A 19,663-nucleotide genomic window follows, 5' to 3' on the forward strand; every position below is an offset into this window, starting at 1 on the left:
CACCTGCGGATCAAGGACAAGATGGGTGGTGCTCATCGCATTTACTGTTGACCACTGAACTGGACTGCTGTCTCGGGCACGATCTGCTTTTGCGTGGCCGGATTGGCATCGGGGTCGTTTTGCTCAAAGGGGCTGATGGCGTGACGGCGCGGCCACAGCAGCAGCGCTGCCACGATCGACAGCAGGCAGAAAAATGACGGGTAGAGCGCCGGGTACTGATGCGAAAAGCGCGCCAGGAAAGTCAGGATGATCAGTGCCGTGCCGCCGAAGATGGCGATTGGAATGTTGTAACAGGTCGCCAGGCCCGTGTAGCGCAACTGCGCCGGGAAGGCCCTGGCCAGAAACGTCAGCGACAAGCCCATCGCGCAGCCGCCGCTGATGCCCAGGCAGATGAAGGGCGCGATCAATCCGCTGGCGGTGTCCTGGCTGAATGCCCAGAACATGGCGGCAATGGTGATGAGCTGAAAGGTGATGTAGCCGCTGCGCAGGGAAAAAATGCGCCACGACACCAGCAGTCCGCCGAGGACATTGCCGACCATGGTGAAGGCAATCAGCAGGGTCTGGACGGTGGCGATCTCCGCCATCGGCAGGTGCTTCATGGTGACGAAAAAGGTAATCGGAAACTGTTGGGTGGTGGCGGCGACGATGGTGGTGGTGGCTGCGAGGATCATGCCGCCCAGCAGATTGAAGCGGTGCTCGGCCACAAGTACGGTGAAGGGCGGCCGCTCCGACAGCATCATTTTGGCCTTCATGGCTTCAAATACCGGTGTTTCATGGGTGAAGCGGCGCAGATAGACGGAGAGCAGGCCGAAAAGCCCGCCCAGCACGAAGGGGATGCGCCAGCCATAGTCCATCATGGCCTGGGCGCCCAGTAAATTTGCCAGGGAACTGACGATGATCGAGCCGCCCAGCGAACCCATGCAGAGCGTCGACGCCAGCACGCCGAGGGCGAACGCGACGCGGCGGCCACTGACCTGCTCGGACACGAAGCTGATCGCGCCCGGCAGTTCGCCGCCGAGGGCAACACCCTGCACCAGCCGGCAAGCCAGCAGCAGAATGGGCGCCCAGATGCCGATCTGCGCATAGCCCGGGAGCAGGGCGATGGTCAGTGTCGGAACCGCCATCAGTCCCAGCGTCAGCGTGAAGATGCGCTTGCGGCCAATCAGGTCGCCCAACTGTGCCATCAGGATGCCGCCGACCGGACGGATCAGGAAGCCGGCCGCGAAGATGCCGAAGGTCTGCATCAGGCGCAGCCATTCCGGCATGTCGGGAGAGGAAAAGTTCTGGCTGATCTGGGGGGCCAGGAACACAAAGATGATGAATTCGAAATACTCCAGCATCCCGCCAAGGGAGGCGATGCCCAGGGCCTTGAATTGCTCGCGGGGAGGGATGGCGGAGGTCGTTTGTCTCATGTAGTTATCATGCATTGCAGCTACCTCAAGTAATTTTTTGCGGTTGCGTCTCTTGGGCCGTTTGTGGCGGCGCCACTGGGAAGGTCATGAGCTGTCCTTGGCCCAAGCCAGCCCGCGACGCAGCAGTTCGTAATAGATGGGCTGCTCCCAGGCGCAGCGCTCGACCTTTGGATAATAGTCGACCATCGGTTGCAGGTCATGGTGGCCGCGGCAGTGGCCCAGGGTCAGGTACATGATGGTGCCTTTTTCCAGTTGCCGCAGGTAGAGCACGGGGTGGCGCTGCTTTTTCCATTGATTCTCAACGAAACGTCCTGCTGTGCCCTCGAATTCCGTGTCAAGCAGCACCTCGACGGGCGCGTAGAATTCTGCAAGGTAAAGTTCGTCGACGACCTCAAAGGGTTCGATGCCCTCGACCATGGGGTGCTGCACCCCGGTGGGCGAGACGGTGAAAGAACAGATGGGGGGGTGCGCAAGGAACATCGATCCCAGCGTCTCCATGAACAGCGGCGCCCATCGGGGCGCATCGATGCTGCCATTTTCCAAAAAGCGCAGGATCGAGTTGGTGCCGTGCAGTGCCAGCCAGCGCCCGCCCTGTTTGACATAGTCGCGCAGCGCCTCCTGCTCCTCCAGCGAAGGGATGACGTCGCAGGTGTAGGTGACCAGAAAGTCGGCTGCCCGGATGGCGTCCAGGTTCGAATAGTCTTCGAATACCCGGACCCGGATATTTTCGTCCTCGCCCAGGAGTTTGAGCAACTCCAGGCGGGCGAAATCGATATCGTGCCATTTTCCACCGGCAATCAATACGCAGTTCAGACGCACACCCGCTCCCCTTTCAGTGCTGTACGCGCTTGGTCATGCCGCCATCGATCACCAGGTTGGTGCCGGTGGTGAAGGCGCTGAGGGGCGAGACCAGGAAGACGATCGCATCGGCGATTTCCTTGGCGGCGCCGAGGCGTCCGAGCGGCACCTGGGCGATGGTCTTGTCATAGAACTCGCGGCGGCCACTCTTGATTTTGTCCCAGACGCCACCTTCGATGAAGACTGGGCCGGGCGCAACCATGTTGACCCGGATACCCTTGGGTGCCAGGCTGTGCGCCAGTGCGCCGGCGTAGTTGGTGACGGCGGCTTTCAGCGCGGCATACGGTTGCGGGCCGAATGATGGCTCGATGGCCACGGTGGTGGACATCACGATGATGGCAGCGCTGCTGGATTTTTCGAGCGCGGGGAGGGCGGCTTCGATGCCGCGATAGGTGGCCAGCAGGTCAAGTTCAAACGCGGCCTGAAAGCGTTCTTCGCTGGGTGCGCCGCCGCCGCCGGAGGCGAAGCAGATAAAGATGTCGCAGCCGCCAAGCCGCTCGCTGGCGCGCGCTACCCACTCGCGGTAGCCGGCCGCGTCGGCCATGTCAACGCTTTCGCCAGTAACTGCGGAGCCTTTGGCGCGCAATTGCTGGACTGTATTTTCCACGCCAGCCTGGTCGCGCGCGCACAATTCGATGGCAACGCCTTCTGCTGCCAGTACCTCTGCCACGGCACGCCCGATGCCTTTGGTGGCGCCTGCGAGGATTGCCTTTTTACCCTTCAGTTGAAGATCCATGGTCTGCTTTCTCTTTAATGGGGGTTAATGAATAACGATTTTGAAGTCTATATCTAATTTTAAAAACAGTCTAGCTGGATTCTTTATTGTTGCTGGATTTTCCGGTTTGCTTGCCTGTCAGGGCGCGAATTGTCCGCTGCTGCCCTGCAGTATTTTTTATCGGAATTGTCTCGTCGAATTTTGGTTTGCTTGCCTCATGGCGAGGCAAGCATGGGTGCTTTGAGAATCATTCGGAATTTTATAAAAAAACAGTTCGGAACGCTTGTTTTATTTTGAATTGCTCTGTAAAGTCTTGCACAGAGCATTAACCATCCCGAGTGCGGGGTTATTTTCCAGGAGGCAGCCATGGCAGAGAATGATCGACAATTGGACGAAAAGGGAATGGCGCATGGTCCCGGCGTATCCTGGGACGAACTGGCTGCCGCGGACAGCCGTCAGGTTCCCGCATTCCTGCTCGAAGATACCTACCGCGAGCTGGGTTCCGCTCCACTGTCGACCGATCGTTACACCAGCCCGGAATTCTTCCAGCGCGAGATGGACAAGATGTGGCCGCATGTCTGGCAATTTGCCGCGCGCGACGAGGAGCTGCGCAATTCCGGCGATGTGGTGGTCTATGAAAATGCCGGGCGTTCCTACCTGGTGACGCGCCAGCCGGACGGCTCGGTCAAGGCATTTCATAACGTCTGCCTGCATCGCGGCCGCAAGCTGCGCACCGCCAATGGCAGTGTCGGGGAATTCAAATGTTCCTACCATGCGTGGACCTGGAACACGGACGGCAGCCTGAAGAACATTCCCAGCCGCTGGGATTTCAAGCACCTCGATGAGCAGCCGCTGGGCTTGCCCGAGGCGGAAGTGGGGCGCTGGGGCGGCTTCATTTTCATCCGGGAAGAGCCAGGCGGTCCTTCCCTGGAAGAATTCCTCGGGCCGCTGCCGGCGCATTTCGAACGCTGGAAGCCCGAACAGCGCGTGACGACGGCGTGGGCTGCCAAGGTGGTGCCGGCCAACTGGAAGGCGTGCGCCGAGGCGTTCATGGAAGCCTTCCATGTGATCGCAACGCACCCGCAGATCATGCCTTTCACCGGCGACGCCAACAGCAAATACAACCTGTACAACGACAATGTCAACCTGGCGATCACGCCCTTTGGCGTGACCTCGCCGCATCTGGCCGGCAATGAGCTCGATCAACAGGAGGTGATGGATGCATTCCTCAAGTACAACGGCCGGGTCGTGCCGAAGGACACCACGATCACGGTGCCAGACGGATTGTCCGCCCGCAAGGTCATGGGCGACTTCAACCGCAAGCGCTTTGCGGAAATGGCGGGAGTCGATCTCGATCATGCCAGCGATGCCGAGGTCCAGGATGCCTTGACCTACAATGTGTTTCCCAATATGTCGCCGTGGGGCGGCTTCTCGCCGAGCGTGTTGTATCGCTGGCGGCCATGGCCGGATCAGGACCATACCTTGATGGAAGTGCGTATCCTGACCCCGGTCCCGGTGGGGCAGCCGATGCCGGCCGCGGTGTCCATGCAAATGCTGGACGCTGATGCGCCCTGGGCCTCTGCCTTGGGTGTGTTGGGTGGTATCGTCGATCAGGATATGGGCAACCTGCCGCATGTCCAGACCGGCATGAAAGTCTCAAAGAACAAGCAATTGCATTTGGGGAACTATCAGGAAGTGCGTATCCGCCATTTCCATCAAACCCTGGACAAGTACCTGGCTGATTGATGCAATCAATATTGACTGCAGCAATATTCGATGATTTAATTAATGAACATTAATTAACCAATTCGTGTTGACGGCATTGCGCCATTGCCGGTTCGAATTGAGGAGACAAGGGCTGAATATGATCATTGCACCTGAAAAGGCGCCGTCTGGAAGGCGTTCGGGGCTGGCCAGTCGCGAGCAGTTACTCGCGGTCGCCGCCATGCTGTTCGCGCGCAAGGGTTTGCACCGCGTCACCCTGGCGGAGATCGCCGGGGAGGCGGGCATGTCCGGCCCGGCCATCTACAACCACTTCGAGTCAAAGAACGCTTTGTTCAGCGAAGTGGTTTGCCTCATGTATGAAGAGGAAATCGCTGCATTCAGCGAGGTGCTTGATCCCCTTGATTCGGTTTGCGAAGCACTCGACCAGCTGATGGAGCGAGTGCCCCACATGTATCGCGACGATGGCGTATTGCAACTGTTGGGTTTGACCGCGCAACTGGAAGCAGTGCGCGATCCGGAGCTATTCATGGCGATCTCGGATGCGGCCAGGCGGCGTGACGAGGTGGCGATACGGCTGGTGGAGCGCGCCAAGCGCCAGGGTGAATTGCCGGCCGATGCCGATGCCAACGAACTGGGTTCGATGATGATCTCACTGTTCGTCGGTGCGCTCGGCAACCGCGCCTTGCGTGCATCCCGGCATGGACAGTTCGTGCGCAGTGTCGAGGCGCTGCGTAGCCTCTTGCGCATGATGCGCAGCGGTCCGGCAGCGGAGCAAAAAAATCCTGAGGGCGTCGCCGCTGAGGGCGGCGTTTCTGTGGTGTAGCCAGGCGGCGCGCGCGCCGTGTCAATTTGAGTAAAAAAATCTTGATAGCAAAGCAAAAGGAGACAGATCATGAGTGACCAGGCAACTTTGAACGCCAGCTGCAATTCGCAATGCAATGAGTCCGGCAACGATTGGACCCGGCTGCGCCGCGAGTCCGGCAATGCCCTGCGCAAACGCACCATCGACCATATCAAGGCCAGCACGACTGATCTTGCCGAAGGCACGATGCAGGTCGAGCTGGGCACCTATACCGATAGCGCGCGCCACGAGCAGGAGAAGCGCGTGCTGTTCCGGCAGCGTCCGGTACTGGCTGCGCTCACCGGCGATATGCCCGAACCGGGCGATACGTTCCTGTTTGATGAAGTGGGGCCGCCGATTCTGCTGGTACGCAACAAGGCTGGCAAAGTCAACGCCTTTCTCAATATGTGCACACACCGCGCCGCCAAACTGGTGACTGAGCCCAAGCGCAAAAACCGCATGAGCTGCAAGTTCCACGGCTGGACCTTCGATCTGGATGGCAAGCTGGTGGGCGTTCCCGGGAAGGAGGGCTTCAAGGATATCAACCTCGAAGAACGCAATCTGATCCCGGTGCCGGTCGCCGAATGGCACGGCCTGATTTTCGTGCGTGCCAATCCTGACGGCGCACCGATTGATGTCGAGGAGCACCTGGGCAAAGCGTTTGCGCGTGAACTGGCGCATCTGGAGCTGGAGAAGGCGCGGCCGATGAAGACTTCGCGCATCGACGTCAACAGCAACTGGAAATACGCCATGGACACCTATGGCGAAGGCTATCATTTTGGCACCCTGCACCCAAGCAGCATCGGCGCCCTGGCCATGTCCAACATCATGAGCTACGATAACTACGGGCCAAACCACCGGCTGGCAATGCCGCGTGCGGAGTTTCTCGAGTATAGCGACAAGCCCGAGGAAGAATGGCCGGACACCACCTACAATGGACTTTATTACATTTTTCCGAACGTCGTGATCAACGCCAACAGCATCCCGGGCGGCCGGCAGTTCTACGGTGTCGCGCGGCTTTTTCCGGGCGACAAGGTTGACCAGGGCACGACCCTCCTCAGTACCTACAAGCCGGGCCACATGGAGGACAAGCATCCGGAAACGGAGCCGTGGACCGAGATGCATGATTTCATCCACAAGGTGGTCAGCACGGAAGATTACTCGGTTTCGGAAGACGGTCAGCGCAACATGAAATACGCGCCGGCCAGCTTTAAACCAGTGCTGGGTGCCAATGAACTGGCGCTGCAAAACATCCACCGGCATATCAACGAACTGCTCGAACAGGACAGCAAGTAAGTCCTTCCTTGGCCCCACGCACATGACGGTCTGAGCCGTCAGTGCGCACAGCGGCGCCGGCATGCGCATTGCGCCTGCCGGCGCCGCTGCATATGCGGGAAAAACGAATAAAATTTTTTTGCCTTTTCCGGGTTTTTCGTGTAAAACATACCGTTCAAACTGTTTTATATAGCATCGTATCAAGAGACGGTGCGCCGACACGACCTACACGACTAACTGGGACTCCGAAGAAAGCGTGACATGACTGCAAAACTAAAAACTGGTAAAGAGACAGCGGTTGCTCCGGCCGCTCATCAAAAAAGCGGGCTCTCCCGTGAACAGCTGCTGAATGCCTACCGGCAGATGAAGGTGATCCGCGAGTTCGAGGATCGCGTCAATACGGAATGCCTGACTGGCGCGATTCCGGGATTCACGCACCTCTACAGTGGCCAGGAGGCGGTGGCGGTTGGCGCCTGCGAGCAACTGAGCGACGACGATTTCATCATCAGCACCCATCGCGGTCATGGCCATTGCATCGCCAAGGGCTGTGACGTGGTCGGCATGATGAAAGAGCTGCACGCCCGCCGTGACGGCCTGAATGGCGGCAAGGGCGGCTCCATGCATATTGCCGATATCGCCAAGGGCATGCTGGGCGCCAACGGCATTGTCGGCGCCGGCTCGCCCATCGCCCTCGGTGCGGCAATCGCCTGCAAGCTGCGTGGCGAAGGCAAGGTGGCCGCCTCCTTTGTCGGCGACGGCGCTTCCAATCAAGGTACCGTCTTCGAAGCCATGAACATGGCGGTGGTGCTGAAGGCGCCCAAGGTATTCATCTTCGAAAACAATGGTTACAGCGAGCATACGGGTTCTTCATACGGCATTGGCTGCGACGATGTCGTCAAGCGCATCGAGGGATTTGGCATTCCGGTGTTTCAAGCCGATGGTTTCGATTTCTTCTCCGTCTATGACGCCATGGCGAAGGCGCTGGAAGTGGCGCGCCATGGCGGCGGTCCGAGCGCCATCTACTGCACCACCATCCGCTATTTCGGTCACTTTGTCGGCGACCCGCAACTCTACCGCGCCAAGGGCGAAGTGGAGCAATACCGCGACGAAAGCTGCTGTCTGAAAAACTTCCGCGCGCGCATGCAGGCCAGCGGCGAACTCGACCTGGCCAGCCTCGATGCGATCGACAATGAAGTAGGGGCGCTGATCGAGCGCGCGGTCAATGAGGCGCGCAACGCGCCGCGTCCGCAGCCGGAAGACTTGCTGAAAAACGTATACGACAACTATTGATTAGGTCCCTGCCATGACTAAAAAGACAATGCGAGAAGCCATCAACGAAGCGCTGCACCAGGAAATGGCGCGCGATCCTTCGGTGATCGTGATTGGCGAAGATGTATCGGGCGGCGCGGGCGGCAGCTCCGGCCAGCGTGATGTGGCCGGCGGCGTGTTCGGGCTGACCAAGGGTTTGCTGCCGAAGTTCGGCGAGCATCGGGTGATCGACACGCCGATCAGCGAATCGGCGATTGTCGGCGCAGCCAACGGCGCCGCCCTGGCGGGTCTGCGCCCGGTCGCCGAGATCATGTTCAGCGACTTTATCGGCGTGTGCTTTGACCAGATTCTCAACCAGGCCGCCAAGTTCCGTTACATGTTCAATGGCGCCAAGGCACCGCTGGTGATTCGCATGACCGTCGGTGCCGGCCGCAGTGCAGCAGCGCAGCACTCGCAGAGCGTGCATTCCCTGCTTACTTCCATTCCCGGCATCAAGGTGGTGATGCCTTCCAATGCTTATGATGCCAAGGGCTTGCTGTTGCAGGCGATTCGCGACAACGATCCGGTGATGTTCCTTGAGCATAAGATGCTCTACAACGACGCCTGTGAAGTGCCCGACGGCGACTACACGATTCCGTTTGGCGAAGGCGTGCTGGTGCGCGAGGGCGAGCATGCGACCGTGGTGGCTACCGGGCAGTTTGTGAAGCTGGCGGTTGCGGTGGTGGACAAGCTGGCCGAGGAGGGCATCCGCTGCGATCTGATCGACCCACGCACGACCTCGCCGCTGGATGAAGAGCTGATTCTGGAAAGTGTGCGGGAAACCGGACGCCTGGTAGTGATCGACGAGTCGTCGCCGCGTTGCGGCCTGGCTGCCGACATTGCCGCTTTGGCTGCGCGCAAGGCCTTCTTCAGCCTGCGTGCACCAGTGGTTACTGTGACGCCGCCGCATACCCCGGTGCCGTTTGCGCCGGAACTGGAACGCGAATACTTGCCGGATGCTGCCCGCATCGAGCAGGCCATCCGCTCGGTTCTGGCGCCTTGAGGAGAACGCCATGAGCAAGATCCATCCCATCAATATGCCCCAATGGGGGCTGGAAATGACAGAAGGCAGTATCGCCGCCTGGCATGTCGCCGTCGGCGACCGCATTACCAAGGGCCGTGAACTCGTCGATATCGAGACCTCCAAGATCGTCAACTCCATGGAGGCGATGAGCGACATGCCTGGCGTGGTGCGTCGGCTGGTCGGCAAGGTCGGCGATATCGTTCCTGTGGGCGGCTTGCTGGGGGTAACGTCCGAGCCTGATGTCAGCGAAGAAGAAATCGACAGCTACCTCGCCGCGGCGGGACAGCCGGTCGCGGCTGCGCCGGCACCGGCACCAACGCCAACTGAGCAACCTGCGCCCGCAGCACAGCCGGAAGCAGTGGCACAGCCAGCAGCGGTTGCACCGCCGGCGCCGATTGCGCAGCCAGCAGCAGCCAGCAGCCAGCCGGCAGCTGTTGCAGTTGCAGTTGCAACGGCGCAGGCGCCTGTTCGCCCAGCCTTGAGTGAGGCGGAGCGGGATCGTATCGTCGCCGCCAACGCGACCGTCAATGCCAGTCCGGTGGCGCGGCGCCAGGCCAACCGGGCAGGCATCGATCTGTCCAGCTTGTCCGGTACCGGCCGCCATGGCCGCGTCTCCGTGGATGATGTTGTCGCCGCAGCGCCCGAATTTGAAACGGCCGTTGCCGAATTGCCCGCCTTGGGTGAGCAGCAACTTGTGCAGCGTAACAGCAGCGTGAATGCCTCGCCGATCGCACGTCGCCTGGCTAATCGCAGCGGTATCGACCTGACTGCGTTGGCAGGCAATGGCCGCCACGGCCGGATTTCGGTGGCAGACGTCGAGGCCGTGCTGGTCCGGTTTCAGCCGGCCGTCCGCGCTGCTTCCGCCGTTGCGCCGTCGGCACCGGCAGACGTGCGCGCCGGCCCGGCTGCCCGCAAGCTGGCTGCCGAGCAGGGCGTCGACCTGGCTTCCGTACAGGGAAGCGGTCCGCGCAACCTGGTGCTCAAGGCCGATGTGCAAGAGTCGATCAGGAATGCTGCGCAATCGCCTGCGGCGCAACAGCCGGTGGTACAGGCATCTGTGGATGATTACAAGCTGATTCCGCTGACTGCCATGCGCAAGGCCATCGCTGCCAGTCTGACGCATTCGAAGCAAACCATTCCGCATTTCTATCTGACGATCGATTTGAACCTTGATCCGCTGATCGCGCTGCGGCAGTCGATCAATGCGCAAAGCGAGGGGCGTCGCAAGTTGTCGATCAACGACTTCCTGATGCGCGCGGTGGCGCTGGCGCTGCACGACGTTCCCGCGGCCAATGTGCATTTCACCGATGCCGGCATCAAGCAGTTCAGTGGCGTGCACCTGTGTCTCGCGGTTGCCATCGAGGGGGGGCTGGTCACGCCGGTGATCCGCAATGCCGAGAGCAAGAGTGTGTTTGCGATCGCCGCCGAGGTGGTCGAGCTGGCCGAGCGGGCGCGCAACCGCAGCCTGACCCAGGCGCACATGAGCGGCGGCACTTTTACCGTTTCTAACCTGGGCATGTTCGGTGTGCGCCAGTTCGATGCGGTGATCAATCCGCCGCAAGGCGGCATCCTGGCCGTTGGCAATGTGCGGCGCGAAGCCTGCGAGGCTGCTGACGGCAGCATCGAGTTCCGTTCGCTGATGTCGGTAACCATGTCCTGCGATCACCGCGCCATCGACGGTGCGGTAGGCGCCAGATTCCTGGCGGCGTTGCGCAAGTGGGTTGACCGGCCCTATGCGCTGCTTGGCTGATAAATAAATACGGAGACGTTAATGAGTGGACGTTTGCAGGACAAGGTAGTGCTGGTGACGGGGGCGGCAAGCGGCATTGGCGAAGCGGCCGCGCGCCTGTTCATCCGCGAAGGCGCGAAGGTGGTACTGGCAGATATCAACGAGGTGGCCGGCGCTGCGCTGGCCAGGGAACTGGGAATGCACTTCATCGCCACCGACGTGACCTTTGAAGAGCAGGTGGAGCGCGCGGTTGCCTATACGGTCGAGCGCCATGGCCGGATCGACTGCATGATCAACAATGCCGGCGTGATCGGTGCGGTCGGTTCGATCATGGAAACCACGGCGCAGGCCTGGCGCGCAACCCAGGCGATCTTGCTGGAAAGCGTGTTCTTTGGCATCAAGCATGCCGCGCGTGCGATGCGCGAGCAACGCAGTGGCGTGATCCTGTCCCTGTCCAGCATTGCCGGGGTCATGGGTGGGCTGGGTCCGCATGCCTATACGGCGGCCAAGCACGGGGTGGTGGGCCTGACCAGGTCGGCGGCGTCCGAACTGTCCGGGTATGGCATTCGCGTCAACGCCGTCGCTCCCGGAACCACCGTGACGCCAATGATCGATCAGGTTCGCGGCAGCCGTGAAGCGGCAATGACAGGAGCCGCCGAGGTTTCGCCGCTCGGGACTGCCTTGCTGCCGGAGGAAATTGCTGCCGGTCTGCTTTTCCTGGCAAGCGATGCCGCGGCGCATATTACTGCCCACACTCTGGTCGTTGATTCCGGCGTTACTGCAGGCGGCTTCGCCTCGGGCGCGAGCAAGCTGCGCGACCGGCCGGTCACCTTTATCGGACCTTCCGGCCAACATTAAGACAGAGCGAAGAGGAAATCATGAGTGGACGTCTTCAAGACAAGGTGGTGCTGATCACCGGCGCCGCGAGCGGCATCGGCGCGCAGACCGCACGCCTGTTTGTCGCCGAGGGTGCGGCAGTCGTGCTGTCGGATATCAATATCGATGCGGGCCAACAACTGGCGCGCGAGTTGGACGCTGCGTTCATCGCCGCTGACGTCAGTGTCGAAGAACAGGTCGAAAGGGCCGTCGCCTACACGGTGGAACGGCACGGCCGGCTGGATTGCATGATCAATAATGCCGGTATGATCGGGGTCGTCGGTTCGATCCTCGACACCCGCACTGAAGACTGGAATCGCACGCTTGGCGTGTTGCTGGACAGCGTGTTCTTCGGTGTCAAGCATGCGGGCAGGCAGATGCGCAAGCAAGGCGGCGGTGGTTCGATTCTCTCACTGTCGAGCCTGGCGGGTGTGGTTGGCGGCGTCGGGCCGCAAGTGTACAGCGTGGCCAAGGCTGCGGTCATCGCCCTGACGCGTGGCGCAGCTTCGGAGTTGGCCCAGTATGGCATCCGCGTCAATGCGGTGGCGCCAGGCCTCGTGGTGACGCCGCTGGTCGATCAGGTCTATGGCGATCGGGAAAAGGCGGTGCAAGGGGCGACTGTCAATTCGCCGCTGGGCAGCGCTGCAGTGCCGGAAGAAATTGCCGCCAGCCTGTGCTATCTGGCCAGCGACGAAGCTCGTCACGTCAGCGCCCATACGGTGGTGGTCGATTCCGGCGTGTCGGCAGCGGGATCGTCCGGTTCGGCGCTGTTCCATAATCGTCCCGCCGGCTTTCTTGGCAAGATGCCGAAGCAATATCAATAATTTATTGGAGTAGTTGTATGCCTAGTGTGGTATTTGTTTTGCCGGATGGCGAACGCAAGGAAGTAAATGTCCTGAAAAACGCCAGCGCGATGAGTGGCGCGGTGCAGGGCGGCGTGACGGCGATCCTCGCCGAGTGCGGCGGCGCCTGTGCGTGCGCGACCTGCCACGTTTACGTCGATCCCGCCTGCGAGAGCTTGCTGCCGCCGGTGGGGGATCTGGAAGATGAATTGCTCGATGCCGTCGCTGCGGAGCGCAAGCCGAACAGCCGCCTCAGCTGCCAGATCAAGATCACGCCGGAACTCGACGGCGCCCTGATCCTGCATGTCCCTGACCGCCAGGCCTGATCCCGACGCCGGTATTTAATAACGAGAATCAAGGTACGCATACATGAGCTCAACGCTATGTGTCGAGGTGACGGAGCACGTTGCCCACATCTGCTTTAATCGTCCGGAAGCGCTCAATGCACTGAATGTGGAGCTGGCCCAGGAGTTCGCCGAGGCTTGCCGTTCTGTCGCCGCCGATCCCGCCGTGCGGGTGGTCGTCTTGAGCGGCAACGGCAAGGCCTTCATGGCCGGTGGTGATCTGCAAACCATGCGCGCCCAGCCGACCGAGGCGGTCAACGCACTGATCCCGCCGGTGCATGAGGCTGTTCGCCTGCTTGCCGAGATGCCCAAGCCGGTACTTGCCAGCGTGCATGGCGCAGCGGCTGGCGCCGGGATGAGCATCATGCTGGCGGCGGACCTCGCGTTGGCTGCAGCGAACACCCGATTCAATTTCGCCTACAGCGATATTGGCACCAGCTGCGATGGCGGCATGTCCTGGTCGCTGCCGCGCCTGGTCGGATTGCGCAAGGCGATGGAAATCGCCTTGCTCGGCGATACCATCGATACTGCCGAGGCGCTGCGCCTGAACCTCGTCAACCGGGTCGTCGATGCCGATCGCCTGGTGGAGGAGACACAGGCGCTCGCGCTGCGCCTGGCCCAGCGCGAGCCGCATGCGCTGGCGCATCTGAAGCGCCTGCTGCGGGCATCCTCGTTGCAGGACTTGCCTGCCCAGCTCGATGCGGAATACGCCGCCTTCCTCGATTGCGCGCAGCGCCCCGAGTTCGTGACGGCGATCGATGGTTTTTTTGCCCGCCGTGCGGCGGCCAAGCGCTGATTTGACGAGGCCAGCCATGACAAATCCAGGGAATCCCGACAACTTCGTCAGCCGCGAAGATACGTCCTCCTACGAGACCGACGAGCCGGTGCTGTATGGCGTTGCGGATGGCATCGCCACCGTGACCCTGAACCGGCCGACGTTCAACAACGCGCAGAACTCGCAAATGACCTATGCGCTGGATGACGCCTTCCGGCGCGCCGTCAATGACGACGCCGTCAAGGTGATTGTCCTGCGCGGTGCGGGCAAGCATTTTTCGGCGGGCCACGACATCGGCACGCCGGGCCGCGACATCAACAAGTCGTTTGAGCGGGTGAACCTGTGGTGGGATCACACCAACAAGCCTGGCGGCGAGTTCCTGTACGCCCGCGAGCAGGAGGTCTACCTGAACATGTGCCGGCGCTGGCGCGACCTGCCCAAGCCGACCATCGCGATGGTGCAGGGCGCCTGCGTGGCGGGTGGCCTGATGCTGGCCTGGGTGTGCGACCTGATCGTGGCCAGCGACGATGCGTTTTTCCAGGATCCGGTGGTGCGCATGGGAATTCCAGGCGTGGAATATTTCGCTCATCCGTATGAACTCAATCCGCGCATCGCCAAGGAATTTCTGTTTACCGGCGACCGCATGAGCGCCGAGCGCGCCTACCAGATGGGCATGGTCAATCGCGTACTGGCGCGCGCCGATCTCGAGGCTGGCACCTACGCCCTGGCTGCGCGTGTTGCCCAGCAACCGCGCATGGGCCTGGCGCTGACCAAACAAGCGGTCAACCATGTCGAGGACCTGCAGGGCAAGCGCAATGCGATGGATGCCGTGTTTGCCTGGCATCATTTTGCCCATGCCCACAGCGAACTGATCTCTGGAAGCAATGTGGGCGGCTTCGATGCCAAGAGCATGGCTGCAATGAATAAAAAAGCCGCCGAATAAACGGCGGGAAGGAGGGGACATGGGCAACACTGAAAAATTCTATATCGATGGCTTGTGGAGCGAGCCGCAGGGGCAGCAACGCCGCGCGGTCATCAACCCGGCCACCGAAGAGGCTTTTGCGCACATCCGCATGGGTAGCGCCGAGGATGTGGACCGCGCAGTCATGGCGGCGCGCCGTGCATTCGAGAGCTATAGCCAATCGACGCGCGAGCTGCGCATGTCTCTGCTGGCCCGGATCATCGAGGTGTACCAGCGACGTATGGCGGAACTGGGGCGAGTCATCAGCGATGAGATGGGCGCGCCCTTGCCGATGGCTATCCAGATGCAGGCGGGTAGCGGTATGGGGCACCTGAAGGCAAACCTCGAGATATTGCGCGATTACCAGTTCGAGCAGGTCCATGGCAGGAGCGTAGTGGCACGCGAGCCGGTTGGCGTCTGCGCCCTGATTACCCCTTGGAACTGGCCGGTCAACCAGATGGTATCCAAGATCGTTCCGGCCCTGGCGGCAGGGTGCACCATGGTCCTCAAACCCAGCGAATTGTCGCCTTTGTCGGCGGTCCTGCTGGCGGAGATATTGGATGAAGCCGGCGTGCCGCCCGGGGTGTTCAACCTGGTGCAGGGGGATGGTCCGACTGTCGGGGCGACTCTGGCGGCACATCCGGAAGTGGATATGGTGTCCTTTACCGGATCCACGCGTGGCGGTGTGGCAGTGGCCAAGGCCGCTGCGGACACGGTCAAGCGCGTGACGCAGGAATTGGGTGGCAAGTCGGCCAACATCATTCTGGCTGACGCAGATTTTGCCGAGGCGGTACGGGCCGGTACCGTGGCCTGCCTCATCAACAGCGGGCAGACCTGCAAGGCACCAACCCGCATGCTGGTACCTGCCGCCCGCCACGCTGAGGCCGTGCAACTGGCGCGCGAAGTGGCAGAAGCCTACCGGGTCGGCGATCCATTGGCCGAAGGTACGCAAATGGGTCCACTGGCCAACCGCATGCAGTATGACCGGGTGCGGGAAATGATCGCTGTGGGTGTCGCAGAAGGTGCAGAACTGGTGTGCGGCGGTGCCGGTTTGCCTGAGGGCGTGGAAGGTGGTTACTTCGTCCGGCCCACAGTCTTCGCCAACGTCAATAACGCCATGCGCATCGCCCGCGAGGAAATCTTCGGACCGGTGCTGTGCATCCTGCCGTTCGAATCGGAAGACCAGGCTGTGGCCATTGCCAACGACACCCCCTATGGCTTGTCCGGTGCCGTGTGGGCCGACTCGTTCGCACAGGCTGTGCAAGTCGGGCGGCGCCTGCGTACGGGATCGGTGCATCTGAACGGCGCGCCCTCGGACCTGCTGGCCCCCTTCGGTGGTTACAAACAGTCCGGCAATGGCCGGGAGTGGGGCGTGCAGGGTCTGGAGGAGTTCCTTGAAACCAAGGCGCTGATCGGCTCGGCAGCGCATTCCTGATCGCCACGGTGAAACCAACCATGTCTTTTGATCGCTCAAGATGAAGCCACAACCCGTCGCGATTGGCGTGCACCTGGGCTTGATGGCAACGATGCTTGTCTGGGCCCTGAACGTCTCCCTCGTCAAATGGCTGACCGGCATTATGGACGTCATGCTGGTCGCCAGTTTGCGCATGGTGTGTGCATCGTTGGTGCTGGTCCTGCTGCTGTTCCTGAGCCGGCAGCACCTGCCGCGCTGGCGTGGCCGCACCTTGGTGCTTGCCTGCGTCAGCGCGCTGCTCATGGTGTATGGAAATCAGATACTTTTTGCCGGCGCGATGGAAAAGACCACGGCCAGCAATGCGGCACTGATTCTGGCGTTGAACCCATTGCTCAATGGTCTGCTGGAAGCCCTGGCCTTTCGCAAGCGCCTGACGGCTCCGTATGTCCTTGGCGCCTTGCTGGCGGTGGCCGGCGTGCTCCTCGTGATACTGAACCGCCCACACCTCAACCTGGCAGGCCCATCACTGGGGGATGTTCTGGTGTTTGGCTCCATGCTGTCCTTTTCCACGGGCGTGCTGATCCTGCAGCGGCTGGCACGCGATAACACTGCTCAGGAAATCAATTCTTTCCTTTACCTGATAGGCACGCTTGCACTGGTCTTGCATGCGGCCGTCACGCTCCGGGAGCCGCTGGCTGCAGTCCAGGCATTGAGTTGGCAGGGGTGGGCCGGCGTGGTCTTTTCCGGCGTCGTGGCCACTGCGGCGGGCGCGCTTGCCTGGACGCGCGGGGTTGCCGCCATGGGGTTGGGACGGGCCGCAGTGTACATGTCCTGGGTGCCAGTGCTGGGGGTGGCGTTTGGTGCGCTCCTGCTGGGAGAGCAACTCACCATATGGCATTTGTTCGGCATGATTCTGGTGTTGTCCGGCACGGTGCTGAGTTCCCAGCGGTTTCGGCTGCTGACGCCGGTGCCCGAGAAGTGAGACCCAGCCCATGTCATCCGATTCCGTAGGTTCAGTAATTAGTATTGACTATTTGGTGTTCTCGCAATTACGCCAACTCGAAAATATTTTCAATAACAATCAGTTTTTCGCCAAGCGCAATGTTGAGGATCTTTGTATATGAGCAGTGAACTGTCGACCGCCATTCAGGAACTCGCCCCCGATGGTTTGTCACCGCGTCCGGGCAGCCCGCAAGAGCAGAAAAGCTCGAAAACCCGCGAAACCATCCTGGAGGCCGCGCTCGACTGTCTGGCCGAGCATGGCTATGCCAATACCACCCATAACCTGGTCTGTCAGCAGGCCAAGGTTTCGCGCGGCGCCCTGTTGCATCACTATCCCACCAGCCAGGATCTGATGGTGGCGGTCATCGACTATGCCTTCTACAAGCATATGACCACCTTCAGCCAGATGGTTGGCTCGCTTAGCGATGAGAGCCGCCGCAACCGCAACACGGCCATTGCCATTGATTGGCAGCAGTGCCAGAGCCGCGAGATGCAGGTGTATCTCGAAATGAAGGTCGCGGCGCGGACCAACAGCGAACTGCGCGCCATTTTTCTGCCCCGCGCGCGGCATCACGATCTGGTCTGGAAAGAGGAACTGCTCAAGGTCTTCCCCGAGTGGCGCGACAACATGCCCAAGCTGGACCTGACCCGCCGCCTCACCCGGGCCATCATTGAAGGCTTGAACATGAGTCGTGAGCTTTCGCGGGACAGCGAAGCTGAATGGGCCCTGGTAACCTTCACCGCAGAGATGGTACTCAAGATCCGCCAGGGCGATCTGGACTTCCCTTCAGTTGAGCGCATCGACGCGTTCAAGCAATCGCTCTCGGCCAACGTCAAGAGGCCGCGCAGCACCGTCAGCAAGGCTGTCCGGCGCCCGCGCAAGAACGCAGGCGACTGACGCTCCTGCTGCCGGCTTGACGTACTGACGTACGAACCTGCACCAGTGAACACGGCACACACGAGGTATCGCAATGGACAACGACCTGCCCGAGTACCACCGGGGACGCAGCGGCAGGGGAGGGCAAACCTTCTTCCCCGCTGCCGGCACAAAGAAAAATATATTGCTGGTCACGCGCGGCCATGCCTTCGTGCGGGACGAGTTCTACGCGATTTTTGAAGAGAATCCGGAGATTGAGTGGTCAGGCGTCGAGCACCCCGCCGCCCAGCTGATGTTTACGCCGGAGACCGCGCGTCATTTTGACTGCTATGTGTTATACGACATGCCGGGCATTGAGTTCAAACGGTCCGGCGATGGCGTACCGACCTTCCATGCGCCGCCGCAGCATTACAAGGATGGGCTGCTGGCCATGCTGGATGCCGGGCTGCCGCTGGTGATCCTCCATCATGCCTGCGCCGCCTGGCCGACCTGGCCAGAGTGGGCCGAGATTGTCGGCGCCCAGTTCCTCTACCAGCCAATGAAGTCGCGCGGAGTCGACAAGCCGGATTCCGGTTATCGCATCGACGTGTCTCACACCGTTTCGCCCGTGCTCGAACACCCGATCACAGAAGGCGTGGCGCCATTCGAGTTGACCGATGAGCTGTACCTGTTTGAAGTATTTGAAGAGTCGGTCATTCCCTTGTTCCGCAGCGACTTCAGCTTCACCTCAGAACATTTTTATTCCGCGAAGCAGGCCTTGGCGGGAACGCTGAATGTCAATGCAGGCTGGCAGCATGCGCCCGGAAGCAATCTGGTCGGCTGGGTAAAACGTTACCGCAACAGTCCGATCGTGTATCTGCAATTTGGCGATGGCCCAGTTACTTACCGCAATCCCTCGTTTCGTAAAATTCTGCAGAATGCAATCCGCTGGGCATGCTCGCCCGAAGCGCTGCGCTGGGCGCGGCAGTCCGACGCAGCAGGCGAGGCAGGCAAAGATTAGCCCGGCATCGACAGGCGTTCCAGGGCGCTCAGGTCGCACAGGGTGATGCTGCCATAGTGGCGCTGGATCAGGCCGTTCTGTTCCCACTCCTTTAGCACTTTATTGATGCTTTGCCGGCTTGTGCCTAGCATCTGGCTGAGGTTTTCCTGCGACACGCCGAGCGTGTGGCGCGGTTCATCCGTGCCGCCCTGCAGGACGTTCTGGGCCAGCAGCAGCAGGCGGCTCGCGAGTCGCTCCTCCAGTGAAAGCAATGCATTGCCTTCCAGGAGCAGGGTGGACAGGCGGATGCGCTGGCAGAGAAACGGGATGAAATGCCGGTAAAGTTCGGGCCTGCTCTCCAGCAGGGCATTCAATTGCGCGCGCGGCATGACCAGCAATTCACTATCGCCCTGGGCATCGGCCTGGTAAGCGCGCGGCAGTCCCTCTAGTAGGGACGACTCACCAAACCAGCATCCTGGCTCCATCAAGGCGAGCAAGGCTTCCCGGCCATCCCGTGTGGAGCTGCTGACGCGAATGCAGCCTCTCACCACGGCATACATCCCTTCGGGGGGAGCGCCCTTGTCATGCAGGCGCGCCCGGTCGGGTAGATGGCGCACGTGCATCATCTCGACCAGGGCTGTCAAAATATCTTCAGGCATCGCCTGGAAAAGCGGATTACGCAGAAGGAAGTTACGCCGCTCGGCGT

At 60.9% G+C, this 19,663-nt stretch carries 19 protein-coding genes; 15 read left to right on the forward strand and 4 right to left on the reverse strand.

What is annotated here, in order from left to right; genetic code table 11:
• Positions 1-41: 41 nt before the first annotated feature.
• The 3 genes from D3878_RS18670 to D3878_RS18680 form a co-directional block, all read right to left on the reverse strand.
• Positions 42-1,412: an MFS transporter gene (locus D3878_RS18670; RefSeq protein ID WP_158592324.1), complete on the reverse strand. Its 1,371-nt coding sequence runs from the start codon at positions 1,410-1,412 to the stop codon at positions 42-44.
• A gap of 84 nt (positions 1,413-1,496) precedes the next feature.
• Entirely contained in the window at positions 1,497-2,231 is a 735-nt protein-coding gene (locus D3878_RS18675) for a ThuA domain-containing protein (RefSeq protein WP_119786861.1), read from the reverse strand.
• Between the two features lie 13 nt (positions 2,232-2,244).
• The gene (locus D3878_RS18680; RefSeq protein ID WP_119786862.1) at positions 2,245-3,006 is read right to left on the reverse strand and encodes an SDR family NAD(P)-dependent oxidoreductase; all 762 of its coding nucleotides are present in this window, start codon (positions 3,004-3,006) and stop codon (positions 2,245-2,247) included.
• 345 nt (positions 3,007-3,351) lie between these two features.
• Here D3878_RS18680 and D3878_RS18685 point away from each other — a divergent pair, with 345 nt between their 5' ends.
• The 15 genes from D3878_RS18685 (at position 3,352) to D3878_RS18755 (ending at position 18,978) form a co-directional block, all read left to right on the forward strand.
• A complete protein-coding gene (locus D3878_RS18685; RefSeq protein WP_119786863.1) occupies positions 3,352-4,731 on the forward strand; it encodes an aromatic ring-hydroxylating oxygenase subunit alpha in 1,380 nt (459 codons plus the stop codon).
• 118 nt (positions 4,732-4,849) lie between these two features.
• Complete coding sequence (locus D3878_RS18690; protein WP_119786864.1) at positions 4,850-5,533, forward strand: TetR/AcrR family transcriptional regulator; 684 nt, start codon at positions 4,850-4,852, stop codon at positions 5,531-5,533.
• Positions 5,534-5,602: 69 nt separating this feature from the next.
• On the forward strand, positions 5,603-6,847 hold the full coding sequence (locus D3878_RS18695; protein ID WP_119786865.1) for an aromatic ring-hydroxylating oxygenase subunit alpha: 1,245 nt from the start codon (positions 5,603-5,605) through the stop codon (positions 6,845-6,847).
• 342 nt (positions 6,848-7,189) lie between these two features.
• A complete protein-coding gene (locus tag D3878_RS18700; protein ID WP_420799585.1) occupies positions 7,190-8,116 on the forward strand; it encodes a thiamine pyrophosphate-dependent dehydrogenase E1 component subunit alpha in 927 nt (308 codons plus the stop codon).
• 13 nt (positions 8,117-8,129) lie between these two features.
• Positions 8,130-9,137, forward strand: coding sequence for an alpha-ketoacid dehydrogenase subunit beta (locus tag D3878_RS18705; protein WP_119786867.1), 1,008 nt, complete (start codon positions 8,130-8,132; stop codon positions 9,135-9,137).
• Between the two features lie 10 nt (positions 9,138-9,147).
• Positions 9,148-10,908 carry a 2-oxo acid dehydrogenase subunit E2 gene (locus tag D3878_RS18710; protein WP_158592325.1) on the forward strand — a complete coding sequence of 587 codons (1,761 nt, stop codon included), beginning with the start codon at positions 9,148-9,150 and terminating at the stop codon, positions 10,906-10,908.
• A gap of 21 nt (positions 10,909-10,929) precedes the next feature.
• Positions 10,930-11,745, forward strand: coding sequence for an SDR family oxidoreductase (locus D3878_RS18715; RefSeq protein WP_199688208.1), 816 nt, complete (start codon positions 10,930-10,932; stop codon positions 11,743-11,745).
• A 20-nt stretch (positions 11,746-11,765) separates the two neighbouring features.
• Positions 11,766-12,587: an SDR family oxidoreductase gene (locus D3878_RS18720; protein ID WP_119786869.1), complete on the forward strand. Its 822-nt coding sequence runs from the start codon at positions 11,766-11,768 to the stop codon at positions 12,585-12,587.
• A gap of 17 nt (positions 12,588-12,604) precedes the next feature.
• The gene (locus tag D3878_RS18725; RefSeq protein WP_119786870.1) at positions 12,605-12,931 is read left to right on the forward strand and encodes a 2Fe-2S iron-sulfur cluster-binding protein; all 327 of its coding nucleotides are present in this window, start codon (positions 12,605-12,607) and stop codon (positions 12,929-12,931) included.
• A gap of 43 nt (positions 12,932-12,974) precedes the next feature.
• Positions 12,975-13,745 (forward strand): enoyl-CoA hydratase/isomerase family protein, encoded by a 771-nt coding sequence (locus D3878_RS18730; protein WP_119786871.1) that lies wholly within the window; start codon positions 12,975-12,977, stop codon positions 13,743-13,745.
• A gap of 16 nt (positions 13,746-13,761) precedes the next feature.
• The gene (locus D3878_RS18735) at positions 13,762-14,667 is read left to right on the forward strand and encodes an enoyl-CoA hydratase (protein WP_119786872.1); all 906 of its coding nucleotides are present in this window, start codon (positions 13,762-13,764) and stop codon (positions 14,665-14,667) included.
• A 19-nt stretch (positions 14,668-14,686) separates the two neighbouring features.
• Positions 14,687-16,120 (forward strand): aldehyde dehydrogenase family protein, encoded by a 1,434-nt coding sequence (locus D3878_RS18740; protein ID WP_119786873.1) that lies wholly within the window; start codon positions 14,687-14,689, stop codon positions 16,118-16,120.
• 40 nt (positions 16,121-16,160) lie between these two features.
• Positions 16,161-17,081: a DMT family transporter gene (locus tag D3878_RS18745; RefSeq protein ID WP_119786874.1), complete on the forward strand. Its 921-nt coding sequence runs from the start codon at positions 16,161-16,163 to the stop codon at positions 17,079-17,081.
• A gap of 138 nt (positions 17,082-17,219) precedes the next feature.
• Positions 17,220-17,999 (forward strand): TetR/AcrR family transcriptional regulator, encoded by a 780-nt coding sequence (locus tag D3878_RS18750; RefSeq protein ID WP_119786875.1) that lies wholly within the window; start codon positions 17,220-17,222, stop codon positions 17,997-17,999.
• 73 nt (positions 18,000-18,072) lie between these two features.
• Positions 18,073-18,978, forward strand: a complete 906-nt coding sequence (locus D3878_RS18755) for a ThuA domain-containing protein (RefSeq protein WP_119786876.1) — start codon at positions 18,073-18,075, stop codon at positions 18,976-18,978.
• Here the strand turns inward: D3878_RS18755 and D3878_RS18760 are convergent.
• Positions 18,975-19,616: a Crp/Fnr family transcriptional regulator gene (locus tag D3878_RS18760; RefSeq protein WP_158592326.1), complete on the reverse strand. Its 642-nt coding sequence runs from the start codon at positions 19,614-19,616 to the stop codon at positions 18,975-18,977. The genes D3878_RS18755 and D3878_RS18760 overlap by 4 nt on opposite strands.
• Between the last annotated feature and the right edge of the window lie 47 nt (positions 19,617-19,663).

Source organism: Noviherbaspirillum sedimenti (assembly GCF_003590835.1).
In the GTDB taxonomy this organism is placed as follows: domain Bacteria; phylum Pseudomonadota; class Gammaproteobacteria; order Burkholderiales; family Burkholderiaceae_D; genus Paucimonas; species Paucimonas sedimenti.